Source organism: Acinetobacter sp. UBA1496 (assembly GCF_002324975.1).
GTDB lineage: Bacteria > Pseudomonadota > Gammaproteobacteria > Pseudomonadales > Moraxellaceae > Acinetobacter > Acinetobacter variabilis.
On the sequence record NZ_DCRI01000103.1, the window covers coordinates 1 to 16,568 of the forward strand.

The following is a 16,568-nucleotide window of genomic DNA, read 5'->3' on the forward strand; positions in this document are numbered from 1 at the left end:
GTCAACAGACCCTAATCTTTCAAAAATATGGGCAAATGAATCACTCATCTACCCAAAAAAATCTTTTAACCGCCTTTTTTCACCAGATAATGGAACTCTTTATTGCCATTTTCATCCAGACGCTCTTCTTGGAGCAGTAGTTCATGGCCGAGATGCATACAGAATTTTGGAATATCCCAAGAGGTCGAATTATCCGTAGCAAAAACTTCAACTACATCACCAGCTTTAGACTTACGGATGGCTTGATGCAACATCATGACTGGCTCAGGGCAGCGTAATCCACGGGTATTCAATTGCAGGCTTGGCGTAATTTCGGCTTCAGACATCGACAGACTCAGGAATTCAAGATCAGCCTTATTTTAGCATAAAGCGGCTATGGCATTGCAGCCCACGCTTTGAGCCAGTTCACAAAACCAGACTGACCCGTAAGATCAAGTCTGCGCAGCATAATTACAATAGACAAGCGTATTTTCTGCGGTATGATAAAATCACGTTTTTTTAGATATTAAGAGTCTTTAGGAAAGATCATGCACGAGGAATCAGGCCCGTCGTGGGGTATGCGCGGCTTACGTAAATGGCTGGGAACTGCACCCGAAACTCGCGACGAACTGCTAAAATTAGTACAAGATTCACGTCGATTTTTAGAACCCGATACTGTTGCAATGCTGGAAGGCGTACTGGATCTGCCGGCCACCAAAATTCGTGAAGTCATGACGCCAAGAACGTCCATGATTAGCTTGCAGGAAGATGACCAACTTCTCGAAATTTTGCATGTTTTAGTTGAATCTGCGCATTCGCGATTCCCTGTGTTCTCATCGGATCAACCGGATAATGTAGTTGGTATTTTGCTGGCCAAAGATCTGCTTCCTTTCCTGACCGAGCCTTCTTCCAAAGTCGATATTCGTGCCTTGATGCGTCAGCCATTGTTTGTACCGGAAAGTGCGCGTTCCGACCAGGTTCTGCGTATGCTGAAAAATACCCAGACTCATATTGCGGTAGTAATTGATGAGTACGGTACAACTTCAGGCCTGGTAACCCTAGAAGATATTCTCGAAGAAATTGTGGGTGAAATTGAAGACGAACATGATATTGCTGATGAAGAAGCACAATATATTGTTCCAGACCAAGACCCGAAAACAGCCAATACATGGGTAGTACAAGCGCTGACACCAATCGAGCATTTTAACAATATGCTGGATGCCAATTTCTCCGATGATGAAGTTGAAACCATGGGCGGTTTGTTATTGCAGGAAATCGGTCTGGTAAATGATCTGGAAGGTCAGACGATTGAACTGGAAAACTGGCAATTTACCATTCTTGAGGCAGATTCACGTTCTATTCGTTTAATTCGAGCTGTGCGCCAATGAGAGCATATTTCGATAAGCTATTAAATCCAGCCCAGCAGCAAAAGCAGTTAGCCTTAATTTATCCTGTATTGATTGCCTTATTTGCCGGCGCTATTTTTAGCCTGGCTTTGGCACCTTATCATTACTGGTGGCTGGCGATTCTCTCTCCTGCCTTACTGTATGCTTGCGTCCGTGGTCGTAGTGCGAAACAGGCCTTTGGTATTGGCTGGGCTTATGGAATTGGATTGTGGTTTGTGGGTGCATTCTGGCTCTATACCTCTATTCATGTGTATGGCGATACCAGTGCTTTCCTGAGCGTAATCATGATCCTGATCATGGCGATTGTCATGGGACTGTTTACTGCGCTTCAGACTTGCATTTATCGTCGATTTTTCCCGGAAACACCTCTTACCTTCGCACCACTTTGGGTGATCTTTGAATGGGCCAAAACCTGGGTATTTACCGGTTTCCCATGGCTCTTTGCAGGTTATGCTTTTACTGAGCTCTATCTGGATGCCTACGCGCCTTTATTCGGTGTATTTGGGGTGTCCTTTGTAGTGATTGTTCTGGCCTGTGCACTGGTTGAAATCTTAAGTAAACAGGTCTTCTGGATCGTTCCTTCTGCATTCCTGTTATTGGGGGCTTGGGGTGCTGCACAACTGACTTTTGTGCAAGAAAAAAATGAAAAGCCGCTCACCGTTTCTCTGATTCAGGGCAATATCCCTCAGGACCTGAAATGGTTAACTGAATATCAGGTAAAAACCTTACTGATCTATGCAAATCTGAGCAAGACAGAATGGGGACGTGACCTGATTGTCTGGCCAGAATCTTCGATTCCGATGTTCCAGACTGATATCGAACCTTTCTTGGATGCCATGAAAGTTCAGGCAGAAAAATCTGGAACAGCTTGGGTCACAGGTATTCCGTTCTGGGATCTGGCTGAGTCACAGGAAGCAGGCACGCCAAAATATTACAATAGCATCATGGCCACTGGTGATGAGTCGAGTGGTCTTTATAAGAAGCAGCGTCTGGTGCCTTTTGGAGAATATATTCCACTCTCTGGCGCACTCAGTTGGGTACTTCCAGCTCTGCAAAACGACCCTTCGGTGAGTGGTTTCTCGCGTGGTGCGGATATCCAGAAACCATTAAATGTGAAAAACCATCCTTTAGGTGCAGCGATTTGCTATGAAGTGGCTTATCCAAACCTGACTCGTCGTAATGCCAGCCAAAGCGATTTTCTGGTGACCGTATCTAATGATGCCTGGTTTACTGGCACTGCCGGTCCACAGCAACATTTACAGATGGTACAAATGCGGGCCAAGGAAAATGGTCGCTGGTTTATTCGTGCTACCAATACTGGGGTAACTGCGTTCATCGACCACAATGGCCATATTGTGAAACGTGCACCTATGGATAAAGAAGCTATACTCCGCGGTGAGTTACCCGCCATGCAGGGTGAAACGCTTTACATGAAACTTAGCGACTGGCCAGTATTGATTTTCTCCGTATTGTTATTATTACTGGGTTGGCGCTTCCGCCCACGTAAGGTGGATATCAGCTTTAAGTCGAGAAGATAATTCTCTCAAAAGTCCCTCTTTTAAAAAGGAGGAGCTATAAAAAACCGAGGTTCATGCCTCGGTTTTTTATCTATATGTTATTAAAACTGGATCACCAGATAAGATAACATGCTCGCCAGTGACAGCATTGGAATATAGCGATAGACCTGTACAATTCCGTTTTCAAATGCAGAAGCCTGTTCCTGTTCAAACTGTACGACAGACGCTTTTAATGCTGACCAGAAGCATAGTACGAATAAGGTACTCATCATGCTAATGGCAAAGAAACCCACCATAATCTGGCTGCTGCCTTCAGTGGTCTGCCATAAATGCAAAATTCCATGACTGGCTGGAAGAATGCTTAAAACCAAAAGAACAGATTTCAGCATCGACCAATGAAACTGGTTTATTTCATCCGACAATATTAATGCTTTCATACCATTCTCCTTTGGCTAAAAAAGGGCCATTAAGAATATTATGAGCTATTTTTTGTAAATAGAAAGTCTATATTTATTCACATTTTACGATAATTGTAATAGATAAATATGGGAATAATTCTTATTATAACTATCAAATCACCAATATTATAATAGTATTATTAAATTCAATTGCTTATATTATATTTTATGATTGAGAGTTATTATCACTTCACCTAATATTGAAACAACCAATCAAGTGAAGTGATATATTCAATAACCTACTAATTTATAATAATTATCAGTTAAGGTTGGTAATAAATATCAGCATCAGTTCCTTCCCCACCTGCCTGTCCATCGGCACCAAAAGAGTACAAATCAAAAGCACGACCATTGGTTCCTGGAATCACGTATTGCAGGTCATTATCCCAGCTGTCTTTTGGGTAACCTCCTTTCACATAGCCACCTGGCAACCAATTCTTCGCTGTTGCTGGCTGATTTACCAGTGCATCCAGACCACCTTCTTGCATGCTTGGATATTTGCCATTGTCCAGCTTATATTGATCCAGTGAACCCGCAATACTCTGCAATTTGATGACGGTAGTATCCACTTTAGCTTTTTCACCGCGTCCCATTACATTTGGAACAATCAGCGCTGCAAGTACGCCAAGAATAACAATAACCACCATTACTTCAATCAGGGTAAAACCTGAGGCACGATGGGCACGTAACTGGCTCACACGTACGGTAGGTTCAACCGCTATAGTTGAAGGGTCTTTGGCTTGATTTGGATTCCTTTTCATTCAATATCTCTCATTCATCTTTAGAAAGTTTCAGGCACTTTCAATTCTTTGTAGACGTTACACATGTTATTTAAATCATATTATTCATATTCACGATTGGCAGCATCACTGCGATCACAATTACCAGCACAATACTGGCCATGAATACCAGCATCAGCGGCTCTAGAAGTGCGAGTAATGTCGAGATCAGCGTGGTCACTTCCCGATCCTGCATGGTCGATGCCCGTTCCAGCATACGATCCAGCTCCCCCGAGGCTTCACCACTTTTGATCATTTGTACCATCATCGGGGGGAAATAACCACTACGTTCCAGCTGGGTAGCCAGGTTCCCGCCTTCAGTGACTTTTTCAGCAGCCAGATTAACCGAATCCCGAATCACCCAGTTATTACTTACCGCTGCCCCGATACGTAAGGCATCCACCAATGGCACACCGGACTGGGTCAGAATCGATAGAGTACTGGCAAAACGGGCAGCATTAATGCCACGTGATAATTTTCCGAATAAAGGTAGTTTCAGCGTCAGGCGATCAAAAGCATAATGCCCAGCCGTTGTTCTTAAAAACCGTACCAGAAGAAAAATACCTACCGCACTCCCTATCAATAAAAATGGCCACGCGATCCGGATAAAATCGCTGGCTTTCATTAAAGTCACTGTAATCCAAGGCAAGGCATCTTTACTTTGATCAAAGGTCTTGACGATATCCGGTACTACATAGGTCATCAGACCCATCACAATTGCAAAAGACATCAAGAGCAAAATAATCGGATAGATCATCGCCCCTTGAATCTTTTTCTGCATAGCAAAACGGTTTTCGGTATAGTCAGCTAACTGATCCAAGATCAGGTCCAAGTGACCAGAACGTTCACCAGCCGCAATAGTGGCAATATACAGCTCTGGAAAACGTCCAGACTGTTGTAGCGCCTGAGCCAAGCTATGTCCTTCCAGCACTTTAGAACGTACTGACATCAGCAGATTTTGCACATGAACTTTTTCGCTCTGCTTGCCGACGGCGCGAATAGCTTCTTCCAGCGGAATTGCGGCAGCGACCAGTACCGAGAGTTGTCGGGTCATAAGAGCCAAATCATAAGCAGTAATGCTTTTTTCAAACCATTTGCGACGGTAGTGCTGGTCTTTTTTCTCAACTGGATCTACAGAGACCGGAATCAGCGCCTGATCCCGAAGCTGTTGCCGGATTTGTCGTGCTGAATCCCCCTCAAGCACGCCTTTTTGCTGCTTCCCTGAAGCGTCAAGCGCAGTAAACTGATATGCAGGCATTGTAATGCTCTAATTTTCCAAAATTTTGCTTAACGCTGTTGCGTCAGACCATCAAAATCATTCATATTCTTCAATATAAATTATCTGCTCACTCTAACATAACTGAACTTTGAGCACGACGAAATTTCATCAGGACCCACTCTGTTACTATGCCAAATTCTGTTCCCGTTACTGCCCCTGTTTATCGTGTTCGTGTTGCAGTGCCGGTGCATCTGTTTGACTGTTTTGACTATAGCTTGAGTCAGGAACAATATCAGCAGGCAGAAGTGGGTGCCCGAGTCGCGGTTTCTTTTGGCCGGCAAAATCTGGTCGGCGTAATTACTGAAAAATTACCGCTAGATGCTCCGATTGATCCCAGTTTCAAACTGAAAGCCATTACCGAGCTTTTAGATGACCGTGCCATTATCAATTCCCAAGTTTTAAGTGTATTGACCTGGTCAGCACAGTATTACCAGTTTCCCATTGGGGAAGTGATCCAGACTGCCTTGCCGACCTTATTGCGTCAGGGCAAACCTTATAACCTGCTGGCCCGAAACTGGAAATTGCTGGATCATGAGGCTGAAGCCAAAGTTCGCCGTTCCGAGAGGCAACAGGAAGCTTATCGGATTCTAAAACTGCATCCGGTGGGAACAACTGAGAATCTCTTAAATCTGGCCGGAATAGAAACAGCGACTTTAAAAGCACTCGAAAAAAAAGGGATTTGCGAATGTGTACTGGAAGCACAGGATTTTAGCCCGCAACCTGTACAACTGGCCCAGATGCCATTAACGGCCAATGCGGAACAAAAGCATGCGATTCAGCAAGTGCTGAAATACCGCAAGCAATATCAGGCCTTTTTACTCGATGGCCTGACTGGCAGTGGCAAAACTGAAGTCTATCTTCAGATCATGGAACAGGTACTCAAACAGGGCAAGCAGGTGCTGGTACTGGTGCCTGAAATCGGACTGACGCCACAAACCATTAGCCGCTTTCAATCCCGCTTCCATTGTCATATCGCCCTGCTTCACTCTGGCCTGAATGACAGTAAACGCTTACAAGCCTGGCAAGCCGCTGAAACCGGTAAAGCGTCCATTGTACTTGGCACCCGTTCTGCGATTTATACACCGATGCCGAATCTGGGCCTGATCATTCTGGATGAAGAGCATGACCTGTCTTTTAAACAGCAGGAAGGCTTTCGCTATCATGCCCGTGATGTGGCATTGTACCGGGGACATTTACAGCAATGTCCAGTACTCTTGGGTTCGGCAACACCCAGCATTGACAGTTATGCACTGGTGCAGCAAGGCAAAATGCAGGTGCTGGAACTGAATCAACGCGCGGGTACAGCGCTAATGCCGAAAATCCATATTCTAGATTTAAAGGTAGTGCCAAAGCAGCATGGCATCAGCCTACATCTGATTGAAGAAATTAAAAAGCGCCTGACTAAAAAAGAACAGGTACTCATTTTCCTGAATCGTCGTGGTTATGCGCCCGTACTGATTTGTGGCAATTGTGGCTGGCAGGCGCAGTGTCCGAACTGTGATGCCAATTTCACTGTGCACCGGCAACCTTATCAACATCTGCATTGTCATCATTGCGGCACCATTCATCGTATGCCTGAACAGTGTCCGCAATGCCAGCATCAGGAGTTGGCCACTTTAGGCATGGGGACTGGAAAAGTTGAAGAACATCTGAATGAGCTTTTTCCAGATTTTGAAGTGATCCGGGTCGATCGCGACTCAACCAGCCGGGTCGGTAGTTGGCAAAAGATCTATGACAAGATTCAGAAAAGTGAGCCTGCGATTCTGCTCGGCACGCAGATGCTGGCCAAAGGCCATCATTTTCCTTATGTCACGCTGGTTGCAATTTTGGATATCGATTCCGGTCTGCTCAGTGTCGATTTCCGGGCCACAGAACGTACAGCACAATTGATCGTACAGGTCGCAGGACGTGCAGGACGTGGGGAACATAAAGGGGATGTATATTTACAGACCCTAAGACCTGATCATGCGCTGCTGAATACCTTAGTCACTGAAAATTACCGCGCCTTTGCCAAGCAGACTTTGACCGAACGGCAAATCGCCCAGATGCCTCCTTTTCGTTATGCCGTGCTGATTCGCTGTGAATCCAAAGATCAGGCACAAAATACCGAATTCTTACAGAAACATGCTGCTCTGCTCAGGCAATATCCCGATCTGGTGCTGGACATCTGGGGTCCTATTCCTGCTCCGATGGAACGCAAGGCCGGACGCTATCAATCCCATATGGTGCTATTGTCCGCAGACCGTGCCCGTTTGCATTATTATGTCCGTAGCTGGTGGCAAAACCTGTTACAAGATAAGCCATCCAATATGAAGCTGACACTGGATATCGATCCACAAGAACTCAGCTAAAAATATTGAGCCCATCTTCATTTGAGAAAGGCTCAACTTTAAGACTGGATGAAAATAAAATTTAAGGCGGAAAAATGTCGATACTGTTACAAATAGCACTGGTTCTGGTGATTGCACTATTAATGGTGCCACTGAGCTATAAACTCAGACTGCCAACAGTGCTGGGCTATTTACTGACAGGTTTAATCATTGGGCCGAGTGCCTTAGCACTGATCTCTGCTCCTGAGGTGATGCAGACTTTTATTCAAATCAGCCTGTTGGCCCTAATGTTCTGGATTGGTCTACAACTCAGACCACAACGAATTCTTCAGCTTAGACAATCCCTGTGGTTTATGGCCATTTTACAGGTACTGAGCACGACCCTGATTTTTGGCCTGCTGGCCTGGTTCTTTCTCGATCATAATCTGGTTTCCAGTATTGTTATCGGACTGGCAGGCAGCCTCTCTGCCATGACGTTGGTCACGCAGTTTTTAAACAATCAGCAACAACTGGCGACCAGTTATGGTCAATCCGCTTATGCCAACACCCTGATTCATGCACTGATTGCAATTCCTGTCATTGCAGCAATTCCGCTCTTTGCAGGCGTCAGTTCAACAGAACATGGCATAGCTTATTTTGCTGCCATGATGGCTACCTTTACTGGCTTATTTCTATGTAACCGCTATTTCATGCAGCCGCTTTATCGCTGGATTGCCAAAAGTGGTCGTCATGAATTGCACAGCATTGTTGCTATTGTCATTTTCCTGGGCTTACTAGTCCTGATGGATACGCTGGGACTGAATCTGTACCTGGCGGCATTATTTTCCGGTATGTTACTAGCAGATTCTGATTTCCGGATTTCGATTGAAAAGAGTCTGCAGCCTTTTAGTGGATTATTGATTGGGCTAGCCTTCATCAGTCTGGGCATGTCATTGCAGTTTGCCGATGTACTAACGCAACCTGGATTGATTATTGCTGGAACACTTTCGCTGATCCTGATTAAATTTGCGATTACCTTAGGATTGGCACGTTATTATCAGCATAGTTGGCGCAACAGTACGCTACTGGCTGCCAGTGTGGCACAAAGTGGTGAGTTCGCTTTTCTGGCACTCATCATTGCACTTTCACAGCAGATCATTACTCCCGCCCTGCTCTCCCCATTGATGTGGATGGCAAGTTTATCCATGCTACTCACACCGGCATTTTACTGGTTATTGCATGACCAGATTCTGCCACGATTGGATCGGCAAAATCATTTGGCAGCGACCTTTGACATTGAAAGCCTTCCACCAAATACTGCACCAATTTTATTAATCGGTTTTGGCCGTTTTGGCCAGATTATTGCCCGTATTTTGCTGCAACAACAGCAAAAATTCAGTGTAATGGACAGCAATATCGAAGCAACTGAATTGCTGACCTCTTACGGTATTACCTTCTATCAGGCCAATGCGACTGAGCCAGAGGCTTTAGCTCAGGCACATCTGGATACGGTTCAGCATGCGATTGTCGCCATTGATGATATTGAAGATTCACTGCTGACCGTCCGACATCTGCGATTAAATTATCCTGATATGTCTTTATGGGTACGGGCACGTGACCGGCATCATGTCCATTTACTTCAGGAGCTGGGCGTGGAACGAATCTGGCGAGAAACCTATGCTTCTGCACTAGAACTAAGTCAGGGTCTGCTAGGTCAGCTGAGTGGGTTGTCTGAAGAACAGGTGCAACAAAAGATCCATGAGTTTCATACTCACGATGAAAACCTGCTCAATAGTCAATTTCATCCGGATACGGAGAGCCCGTTTAATTCCGCAGGCTCAAGGAGTACACTGGCAGAACTGGAGCATCTTTTTGCTCAGGATCAGCTAAAAAAAGTATCGGAACAGGATACGGACACGTAACAGGACAACAACGCTTCAGGAATTGATGTCATAAGAGATGATCTGGCATAACTTGTGTTTTACAATAATGCCACCATTAAAGCAGGGTTATGGAGAATTTTATGTCTGATTTACGCCAACGCTTTTTTATTGAAGATAGCCCTGTTCGTGGTGAAGTGGTGCATCTTGAAGAAGCTTTACAAACAATTTTGGCCCAGCGTGATTATGCGCCTGCAGTAAAAATCCTGTTAGGTGAAATGCTGAGTGCCACTGCACTATTGGCCAGTACCCTGAAAATTAAAGGGCGTATCAGCCTGCAAATTCAGGCTTCAGGCACATTTAAATGGGCAATGGCTGAATGTAACCATCGCGGTGAAGTACGTGCACTGGCGGATTATGAAGAAGATCCGCATTTTCAGGCAGCAGAAGATAGCAGCACAGTTTTAAAATCACTGACTAATCCAGTGCTGTTTATCAATATCGAGCCTGAATTTGGTGAGCGTTATCAAGGTATTGTTCCGCTTGATCAGGAAAATTTGGCTGGCTGTCTGATGCAATATTATGACCTGTCTGCCCAGATTCCGACACGTATCGTGCTGGCCAGTGACAACAACCGTGCAGGTGGTTTGCTGATTCAATTGCTACCGCGTAACAGTGAAGAAGAACAACGCCGTGTCGATGAAGACTTATGGCCACGTCTGACTATGCTGACTGAAACATTAAAAACAGAAGAACTGGTCACTCTGGAGGCCAATGAAATTCTCTATCGTTTATATAACGAAGAAGAAGTGCGCTTACCAGAAGTAGAACATTTACAGTTTGGCTGTACCTGTTCTAAAGAACGTTGTGCGATTGCCTTACAGCAGATTGGTGTAGAATCGGTTCGTGAAACTTTAGAATTCCAGAATCCAATTGAGATGGACTGTCAGTTCTGTAATAGCCGTTATATTTTTACGGCTGAAGAAGCTTTGAGTCTGTTTGGCGAACACCTCAGTTAATAACAGCCCCTGTTCGACTCAAAAAAGCACTCAATATTGAGTGCTTTTTTCATTTTATATTTTCATAAAATATTGACCAAAATTTCTCATAAAAAAGACAAATGTACTTAATTTCAAGCTTGCCCCATGATTAAAATTTGCACACCGATAGAATCAGAAGATCAACGGTATTTTCAAAGTAAAAAAAATCAAAAAAATAAGTGGAATATTTTAAATGAAATTTCGATATTTAATGGGTGTGATGTTATGTGCTGTGCAGAGCTTCAGCTATGCAGCCGAAATCACGGGCACATGGAAAGCCATTGATGACAAAACGGGCTATGCGCGTGCTGATGTTGAAATCAGTAAACTCAATGATGGTACCTACCAAGGTAAAGTCATTCGTATTCATGCCATTCCAAATCGTCCTGCACATACCCATTGCTCTAAATGTAAGGAGGCACTGAAAGATGTACCTATTCTGGGTCTCTCTGTCTTATCAGGTCTAAAGCCAAATCCAGAAAAGAAAAATGAATTCGTTAATGGTTCAATTCTCGATCCACTAACCGGCAATGTCTATAAAAGCAAGGCAACGCTGAATTCCCGAGGCAATGTGCTGACGCTTCGTGGCTATGTAGGTACACCCATGCTCGGACGTACAGTGTCCTGGGTGAAAGTCGAATAAACCTCATTTTTTTATAAATTCTCATCTGTAAGCTGTCTGACCAGATCAAAGGCTTGGACAGCTTAAAATCATTATCTTTATTCCATTCCTTATCACGAAAATATTCCCCCCTCTCATTAGGATGAATGAACGTAATTTTTAACTCATATTCATTTTTCTTAATTTAATGTGATGATTGACTGGTATTTAGTGTATTTTTCACGTTATATTAATCCCATAATTTTTTTATGACTTTAAGAAATTAAATATATTTTCAATAACATGGGGTAATGTGGCAATGAGATTCAAACTGCTTTGTTCTATCATTCTTACAGCAGCAAGCACCATCAGTCTATCTGCTTTCGCCAACAGTGACCCATTACTTGGCCACTGGAAAACCATTGATGACCGTACCGGTTATTCCTTGGCAGATGTGGTAATTAGTAAGGATGCCCAGAACCGCTATATTGCCAAAATTGTGTATGTTCGTGAGATTCCTGGGGCAGCTCGACAGCAGACTTGCACTCTATGCAAAGGCGCATTGAAAGATCAGCCTCTCATTGGACTGACGATGCTCAAGGGATTGAGTAGTCATCCCGACCATAGCAATGAATTTATCAACGGCACTCTGCTCGACCCGGCTTCTGGTCAGCTTTATCAGGCCCGTGCCCGCCTGAAAAATAATGGCAGGCATCTCGCCATTCATAGCCGCGCTGAAGGTGCAACGGTCGGACGCAATATGACCTGGATTAAAAACTAGTTTCGAATTCAGACTATTAAGAAAAAAAGCTCCTAAGGAGCTTTTTTATTTTTATCTCATGTGATAATTCACATGTATTCATTAATTTTATGCCAATCTCATCACAATTTATACTATTGATTTTGTTACAATTTATAAATAAATTAGAGTAATAAGTCTAATATGAATAATCATTGATCAACAGGCATGTTATGAAGAAAATTTTAAGTCGCTTAATGATGGGGATCACATTGGCAACAGTAGCAGGTTTAAGCCTTGCTTCTGAAGATCCACTACTGGGGAAATGGAAGACTATCGATGATCAATCCGGTTATTCTCGTGCTGATGTCGAAATCCGCAAAAAACCAGATGGTAGCTATGAGGGAATTATCGTAGAAACCCGCAGCCTGCCAGGTGCAGAAAAACTGGGAATCTGTAGCAAATGTCCAGGACAGCTTAAGAATAAACCATTTATTGGCTTGCCATTTATCTGGGATTTTAAGGCAGACCCAAAAAAACCTCGCGAATTCCATGATGGCAAGGTACTTGATCCAATCAGCGGTAAAGTTTACAAAGGTAAAGCACGTTTAAGCGCCAATGGCAAACGCCTGACCCTGCGTGGTTATGTAGGCGTTTCGGTTATCGGACGCAGTGTTACCTGGATAAAATACTAATTTTTTTCAGTTTTCCATGCCCCTGTTTCAGGGGCTTTTTTAATGGTTATGATTTGAAACAATTAAGTACAAATAAAAACTGTTTCCCTTAGCCCAAACTCATAATAATGAATCGAAGACGGTTATTTTTTATTCACACAATGATCTATCTTCAGCTGCAATTCAATCTGCTACGGACTCTGGAACAGAGTATCCATGCAACATGTATTCCTCAATTGATAGGCATGGGTAAATGTGTGTTGCAAACAACGGATGGTTTGCAAATGACAGATAAAACTATAAAAACAGATGCCCGCCTAGATCTTTGTTTCCCTGCTCAGACTGAGCTGTTCAGGTTCAAGCAGGATTTCCATAGGATAAGAGTTCCTCTTCTAGGTAGGATGCTGGTTCAAATAGCATCCCATACCGTTAGGGCACAGCGCAGCGGCCATAAAATATTATGGCATTCCCCTACTTCAGGACGACCTTCCTTTCTGAATGTCTCAAGCCTGGCTGTTTAAGGAGTAGAGCTATGACTACAATTCAATATAGAGAAAACTTTTCCAACGGTTATATCCCCTCTGAAATCATGGATGATCGTACCTTTGATTTGTTCCACTTTTCTGAAGCATGTGGCCAAAGTCCGGAATGGGTGATGCAACTCATTGAACATGGAATTTTGCCGAACCGTTCTAAAACGCATCCTGGTACCTTCCTCGGGGAAGATATTACTCGAGCACAACGGGCTTACCGTTTGCAGCGTGATTTTGATGCTTCCTTTAGTGCCGTTGCCATGATGCTGGATCTCATTGATGAAGTGCAGGAATTACGTCGCGAGGTGAAACATCTGCATTTCAAGTAATGTCTTTTAATGTCCGGTCTGCTTGAGTTAAATCAATGCGGACTAGGGCATATTTTGCTTTTTTCTTTTATTTTTTGAGTGATAAATATCCCTATGAAAACCAAAGACTGCAATAAAAAGATCAAATATATGTTCCCAGAATACCGTGATTTAATTGTGCAATTACGTGAGGAAAATCCGTACTTTGCCCGACTGTTTGAGGAACATAGTGAATTGGACAAACAGATTAGCCAGCTTGAACTCGATCCAGTCAATCATATCAATGATGATATCGATGCGATTAAACGCAAAAAACTGAAATTAAAAGACGAGATTTATCGCATGTTAAAAAATTCTGAAGCCGATCCGCTTACCTGAATGAGAACAGCTTTCTCAACCAAGAGTGTTTCAATACAAGGCTTAATCATCCGTTTTACTTAAAATGTGATTATTAAATGATCTTGGCTCTTAAATAAAGAATCTGTCCAAATAAAAAAGCCCGCATGATGCGGGCTTTTTCAGACTTAAAAAGTCATCGAATTATGCTTGTTCGATGTCTTTCATTGTCAATTTAATACGACCACGGTTATCAACGTCAGCAACTTGTACTTTCACTTCCTGACCTTCTTTCAATACGTCAGCCACGTTGGCAATACGTTCGTTAGAGATTTGAGAAATGTGAAGCAGACCGTCAGTACCCGGCAGAATGTTCACGAACGCACCGAATTCAACGATACGAATCACTTTACCTGTGTAGATGGTACCTGGCTCAACTTCAGCAGTCAGCGCTTGGATTTTTGCAATCGCAGCTTGTGCAGCAGCTTTAGTTTCACCAAATACGCGTACTGTACCGTTATCTTCGATGTCAATCGCAGCTTTAGTTTCTTCAGTGATTTGACGAATCGTTGCACCACCTTTACCAATCACGTCACGGATCTTGTCAGGGTTGATGTTGATCACTTGGAAAGTTGGTGCGTGCATAGAAATTTCTGGACGAGCACGTGAAATCACTTGGTTCATTGCATTCAGGATGTGCATACGACCTGCATAAGCCTGGTTCAATGCAACTTCCATGATCTCTTCGGTAATACCTTCAATCTTGATGTCCATTTGTAGCGCAGTAATACCGTTAGCAGAACCCGCTACTTTAAAGTCCATATCACCAAGATGGTCTTCGTCACCCAGGATGTCAGAAAGAACTGCGAAACGTTCGCCTTCTTTCACCAGACCCATTGCAATACCCGCAACTGGTGCTTTAAGTGGAACACCGGCATCCATCAATGATAGAGAAGCACCACATACAGACGCCATTGAAGATGAACCATTAGATTCAGTGATGTCAGATACGATACGGATCACGTACGGGAAGCGGTCAGCTGCTGGAAGCACGGCTTGAACACCACGACGAGCTAGACGGCCGTGACCGATTTCACGACGTTTAGGACCAGATTCACGACCTGTTTCACCTACAGAGTATGCAGGGAAGTTGTAGTGAAGCATGAAGTTATCAGTTTTGGTACCAGCCAGGGTATCTACCATCAACGCATCACGAGTATTACCCAGAGTAGTAGTGACCAATGCCTGAGTTTCACCACGTGTGAATAATGCAGAACCATGAGCACGCTCTAATACGCCAACCTGTACATCAAGGGCACGAACAGTTTTAGTATCACGACCGTCAATACGTGGTTTACCAGACAGGATGTTGTCACGTACGGTACGGTATTTAAGATCTTCAAATAATTCGTTTACGTCATCAGCAAGACCAGTTTCGTCGCCTTCTGGAACGAACTGAGCTAGTGCTTCTGCTTGAAGTGCATCAAGTGCTGCATAACGGTCTTGTTTCACCGCAACGGTATATGCTTCAGAGATTTTCGCTTCGAATGCTTCTTTCAGTTTTGCACGAAGGTCTTCGTTTTTCTCAGGTGCAACCCAAGTTGATTCTTTCGCACCAGCTGCAGTCGCGAATTCTTTGATTGCTTGGATCGCGATTTGCATTTCATCATGACCGAACAATACTGCACCCAGCATTTGGTCTTCCGAAAGTTCTTTCGCTTCCGATTCAACCATCAGTACTGCAGATTCCGTACCTGCAACGACAAGATCAAGATCACTTTCCTTCAATTGTTCAAAGCTTGGGTTTAGAACGTATTCACCGTTGATCAGACCCACACGTGCCGCACCGATTGGACCACGGAATGGTGTACCTGCAATCGCAAGTGCTGCAGAAGTACCCAGCATTGCTGCAATGTCAGCTTCCATAGTCTTGTCAGAAGACACAACAGTCGCAGTCACCTGGATTTCGTTATAGTAACCTTCTGGGAACAATGGACGAATTGGACGGTCGATCAGACGTGAAATCAGCGTTTCAGCTTCAGATGCACGGCCTTCACGTTTACCGTAACCACCAGGAATACGGCCAGCTGCGTATTGTTTTTCTTGATAATTAACAGTCAGCGGGAAAAAGTCTTGACCTGCTTTAGCAGTGGGTTGAGCAACAACAGCAACTAATACAGTTACGCCGCCCATGGTAATCAATACGGTATTGGCTTGACGCGCAACACGACCTGTTTCTAGGACAACCTGATGTTGGCCAAATTGGAATTCTTTACGAACAATATTAAACATCGACATGTTTTATTTTTTCCTGATTTTATTCTAGTGGAGACCCCTAAGGTTTGGCATTCACGTCCAAATGCACGGGTAAATGACAAAGCTTAGAAGCCGACCTCACCAGAAATAAACACTATTTTTAAACACAAAGAAGGAGCGAACATTCGCCCCTTCCCCTGATCTAGCCAAAGGCTAAACCGACTTTAGTTTTCAGTAATAAAGCACAAGGCATGCAATAAACCCGAAAATAAAGTTTAAATCGAATTAACGACGTAAACCTAAAGCACCGATCAATGCAACATAACGACCGTGGTCTTTACCATTTAGGTAGTCAAGAAGCTTACGACGTTGGTTAACCATACGGATCAGACCGCGACGGCTATGGTGGTCGTGTTTGTGCTCTTTGAAGTGACCTTGTAAGTCATTGATTTGAGCAGTTAAAAGAGCTACTTG

General features: G+C 43.8%; 16 protein-coding genes. 10 read left to right on the top strand and 6 right to left on the bottom strand.

Annotation, left to right across the window (positions count from 1 at the left end):
* Nucleotides 1-65: 65 nt before the first annotated feature.
* The gene (tusA, locus tag B3143_RS12840; protein WP_004781744.1) at nucleotides 66-326 is read right to left on the bottom strand and encodes a sulfurtransferase TusA; all 261 of its coding nucleotides are present in this window, start codon (nucleotides 324-326) and stop codon (nucleotides 66-68) included.
* Nucleotides 327-527: 201 nt separating this feature from the next.
* On the opposite strand from tusA, the gene B3143_RS12845 reads away from it, so the two are divergent.
* Nucleotides 528-1,367, top strand: coding sequence for an HlyC/CorC family transporter (locus B3143_RS12845; RefSeq protein WP_004781742.1), 840 nt, complete (start codon nucleotides 528-530; stop codon nucleotides 1,365-1,367).
* Complete coding sequence (gene lnt, locus B3143_RS12850) at nucleotides 1,364-2,923, top strand: apolipoprotein N-acyltransferase (RefSeq protein WP_104426672.1); 1,560 nt, start codon at nucleotides 1,364-1,366, stop codon at nucleotides 2,921-2,923. Before B3143_RS12845 ends, lnt begins: the two co-directional genes overlap by 4 nt.
* Before the next feature lie 80 nt (nucleotides 2,924-3,003).
* Here the strand turns inward: lnt and B3143_RS12855 are convergent, their stop codons facing one another.
* The 3 genes from B3143_RS12855 to gspF form a co-directional block, all read right to left on the bottom strand.
* Nucleotides 3,004-3,339 carry a hypothetical protein gene (locus B3143_RS12855; RefSeq protein ID WP_286740819.1) on the bottom strand — a complete coding sequence of 112 codons (336 nt, stop codon included), beginning with the start codon at nucleotides 3,337-3,339 and terminating at the stop codon, nucleotides 3,004-3,006.
* A 284-nt stretch (nucleotides 3,340-3,623) separates the two neighbouring features.
* Entirely contained in the window at nucleotides 3,624-4,121 is a 498-nt protein-coding gene (gspG, locus tag B3143_RS12860; protein ID WP_004781738.1) for a type II secretion system major pseudopilin GspG, read from the bottom strand.
* Between the two features lie 70 nt (nucleotides 4,122-4,191).
* Nucleotides 4,192-5,397 carry a type II secretion system inner membrane protein GspF gene (gspF, locus tag B3143_RS12865; protein ID WP_004781737.1) on the bottom strand — a complete coding sequence of 402 codons (1,206 nt, stop codon included), beginning with the start codon at nucleotides 5,395-5,397 and terminating at the stop codon, nucleotides 4,192-4,194.
* A gap of 149 nt (nucleotides 5,398-5,546) precedes the next feature.
* Here gspF and B3143_RS12870 point away from each other — a divergent pair, with 149 nt between their 5' ends.
* The 8 genes from B3143_RS12870 to B3143_RS12905 all read left to right on the top strand — a co-directional run bounded on the left by B3143_RS12870 (nucleotide 5,547) and on the right by B3143_RS12905 (nucleotide 13,880).
* Complete coding sequence (locus tag B3143_RS12870) at nucleotides 5,547-7,769, top strand: primosomal protein N' (protein WP_286740820.1); 2,223 nt, start codon at nucleotides 5,547-5,549, stop codon at nucleotides 7,767-7,769.
* 74 nt (nucleotides 7,770-7,843) lie between these two features.
* Nucleotides 7,844-9,649, top strand: coding sequence for a cation:proton antiporter (locus tag B3143_RS12875; RefSeq protein WP_104426676.1), 1,806 nt, complete (start codon nucleotides 7,844-7,846; stop codon nucleotides 9,647-9,649).
* 101 nt (nucleotides 9,650-9,750) lie between these two features.
* On the top strand, nucleotides 9,751-10,626 hold the full coding sequence (gene hslO / locus B3143_RS12880; protein WP_004781734.1) for an Hsp33 family molecular chaperone HslO: 876 nt from the start codon (nucleotides 9,751-9,753) through the stop codon (nucleotides 10,624-10,626).
* Between the two features lie 214 nt (nucleotides 10,627-10,840).
* Nucleotides 10,841-11,290, top strand: coding sequence for a DUF2147 domain-containing protein (locus B3143_RS12885; protein WP_004781733.1), 450 nt, complete (start codon nucleotides 10,841-10,843; stop codon nucleotides 11,288-11,290).
* A gap of 277 nt (nucleotides 11,291-11,567) precedes the next feature.
* Nucleotides 11,568-12,029: a DUF2147 domain-containing protein gene (locus tag B3143_RS12890; protein WP_004781732.1), complete on the top strand. Its 462-nt coding sequence runs from the start codon at nucleotides 11,568-11,570 to the stop codon at nucleotides 12,027-12,029.
* Between the two features lie 191 nt (nucleotides 12,030-12,220).
* Nucleotides 12,221-12,682, top strand: coding sequence for a DUF2147 domain-containing protein (locus tag B3143_RS12895; RefSeq protein ID WP_004781731.1), 462 nt, complete (start codon nucleotides 12,221-12,223; stop codon nucleotides 12,680-12,682).
* Nucleotides 12,683-13,193: 511 nt separating this feature from the next.
* Complete coding sequence (locus B3143_RS12900) at nucleotides 13,194-13,523, top strand: chaperone modulator CbpM (protein ID WP_004781729.1); 330 nt, start codon at nucleotides 13,194-13,196, stop codon at nucleotides 13,521-13,523.
* A gap of 93 nt (nucleotides 13,524-13,616) precedes the next feature.
* Complete coding sequence (locus tag B3143_RS12905; protein ID WP_004781728.1) at nucleotides 13,617-13,880, top strand: YdcH family protein; 264 nt, start codon at nucleotides 13,617-13,619, stop codon at nucleotides 13,878-13,880.
* A 162-nt stretch (nucleotides 13,881-14,042) separates the two neighbouring features.
* Here the strand turns inward: B3143_RS12905 and pnp are convergent, their stop codons facing one another.
* Nucleotides 14,043-16,130, bottom strand: a complete 2,088-nt coding sequence (gene pnp, locus B3143_RS12910) for a polyribonucleotide nucleotidyltransferase (RefSeq protein WP_171064785.1) — start codon at nucleotides 16,128-16,130, stop codon at nucleotides 14,043-14,045.
* 249 nt (nucleotides 16,131-16,379) lie between these two features.
* The coding region (rpsO, locus tag B3143_RS12915; protein ID WP_286740826.1) for a 30S ribosomal protein S15 at nucleotides 16,380-16,568 on the bottom strand (189 nt) is incomplete at its 5' end.

What these genes read in the sequence shown, in the direction of transcription:
- tusA (WP_004781744.1), bottom strand. Translation starts at nt 326, where the DNA reads ATGTCTGAAGCCGAAATTACGCCAAGCCTGCAATTGAATACCCGTGGA.
- B3143_RS12845 (WP_004781742.1), top strand. Translation starts at nt 528, where the DNA reads ATGCACGAGGAATCAGGCCCGTCGTGGGGTATGCGCGGCTTACGTAAA.
- lnt (WP_104426672.1), top strand. Translation starts at nt 1,364, where the DNA reads ATGAGAGCATATTTCGATAAGCTATTAAATCCAGCCCAGCAGCAAAAG.
- B3143_RS12855 (WP_286740819.1), bottom strand. Translation starts at nt 3,339, where the DNA reads ATGAAAGCATTAATATTGTCGGATGAAATAAACCAGTTTCATTGGTCG.
- gspG (WP_004781738.1), bottom strand. Translation starts at nt 4,121, where the DNA reads ATGAAAAGGAATCCAAATCAAGCCAAAGACCCTTCAACTATAGCGGTT.
- gspF (WP_004781737.1), bottom strand. Translation starts at nt 5,397, where the DNA reads ATGCCTGCATATCAGTTTACTGCGCTTGACGCTTCAGGGAAGCAGCAA.
- B3143_RS12870 (WP_286740820.1), top strand. Translation starts at nt 5,547, where the DNA reads ATGCCAAATTCTGTTCCCGTTACTGCCCCTGTTTATCGTGTTCGTGTT.
- B3143_RS12875 (WP_104426676.1), top strand. Translation starts at nt 7,844, where the DNA reads ATGTCGATACTGTTACAAATAGCACTGGTTCTGGTGATTGCACTATTA.
- hslO (WP_004781734.1), top strand. Translation starts at nt 9,751, where the DNA reads ATGTCTGATTTACGCCAACGCTTTTTTATTGAAGATAGCCCTGTTCGT.
- B3143_RS12885 (WP_004781733.1), top strand. Translation starts at nt 10,841, where the DNA reads ATGAAATTTCGATATTTAATGGGTGTGATGTTATGTGCTGTGCAGAGC.
- B3143_RS12890 (WP_004781732.1), top strand. Translation starts at nt 11,568, where the DNA reads ATGAGATTCAAACTGCTTTGTTCTATCATTCTTACAGCAGCAAGCACC.
- B3143_RS12895 (WP_004781731.1), top strand. Translation starts at nt 12,221, where the DNA reads ATGAAGAAAATTTTAAGTCGCTTAATGATGGGGATCACATTGGCAACA.
- B3143_RS12900 (WP_004781729.1), top strand. Translation starts at nt 13,194, where the DNA reads ATGACTACAATTCAATATAGAGAAAACTTTTCCAACGGTTATATCCCC.
- B3143_RS12905 (WP_004781728.1), top strand. Translation starts at nt 13,617, where the DNA reads ATGAAAACCAAAGACTGCAATAAAAAGATCAAATATATGTTCCCAGAA.
- pnp (WP_171064785.1), bottom strand. Translation starts at nt 16,130, where the DNA reads ATGTTTAATATTGTTCGTAAAGAATTCCAATTTGGCCAACATCAGGTT.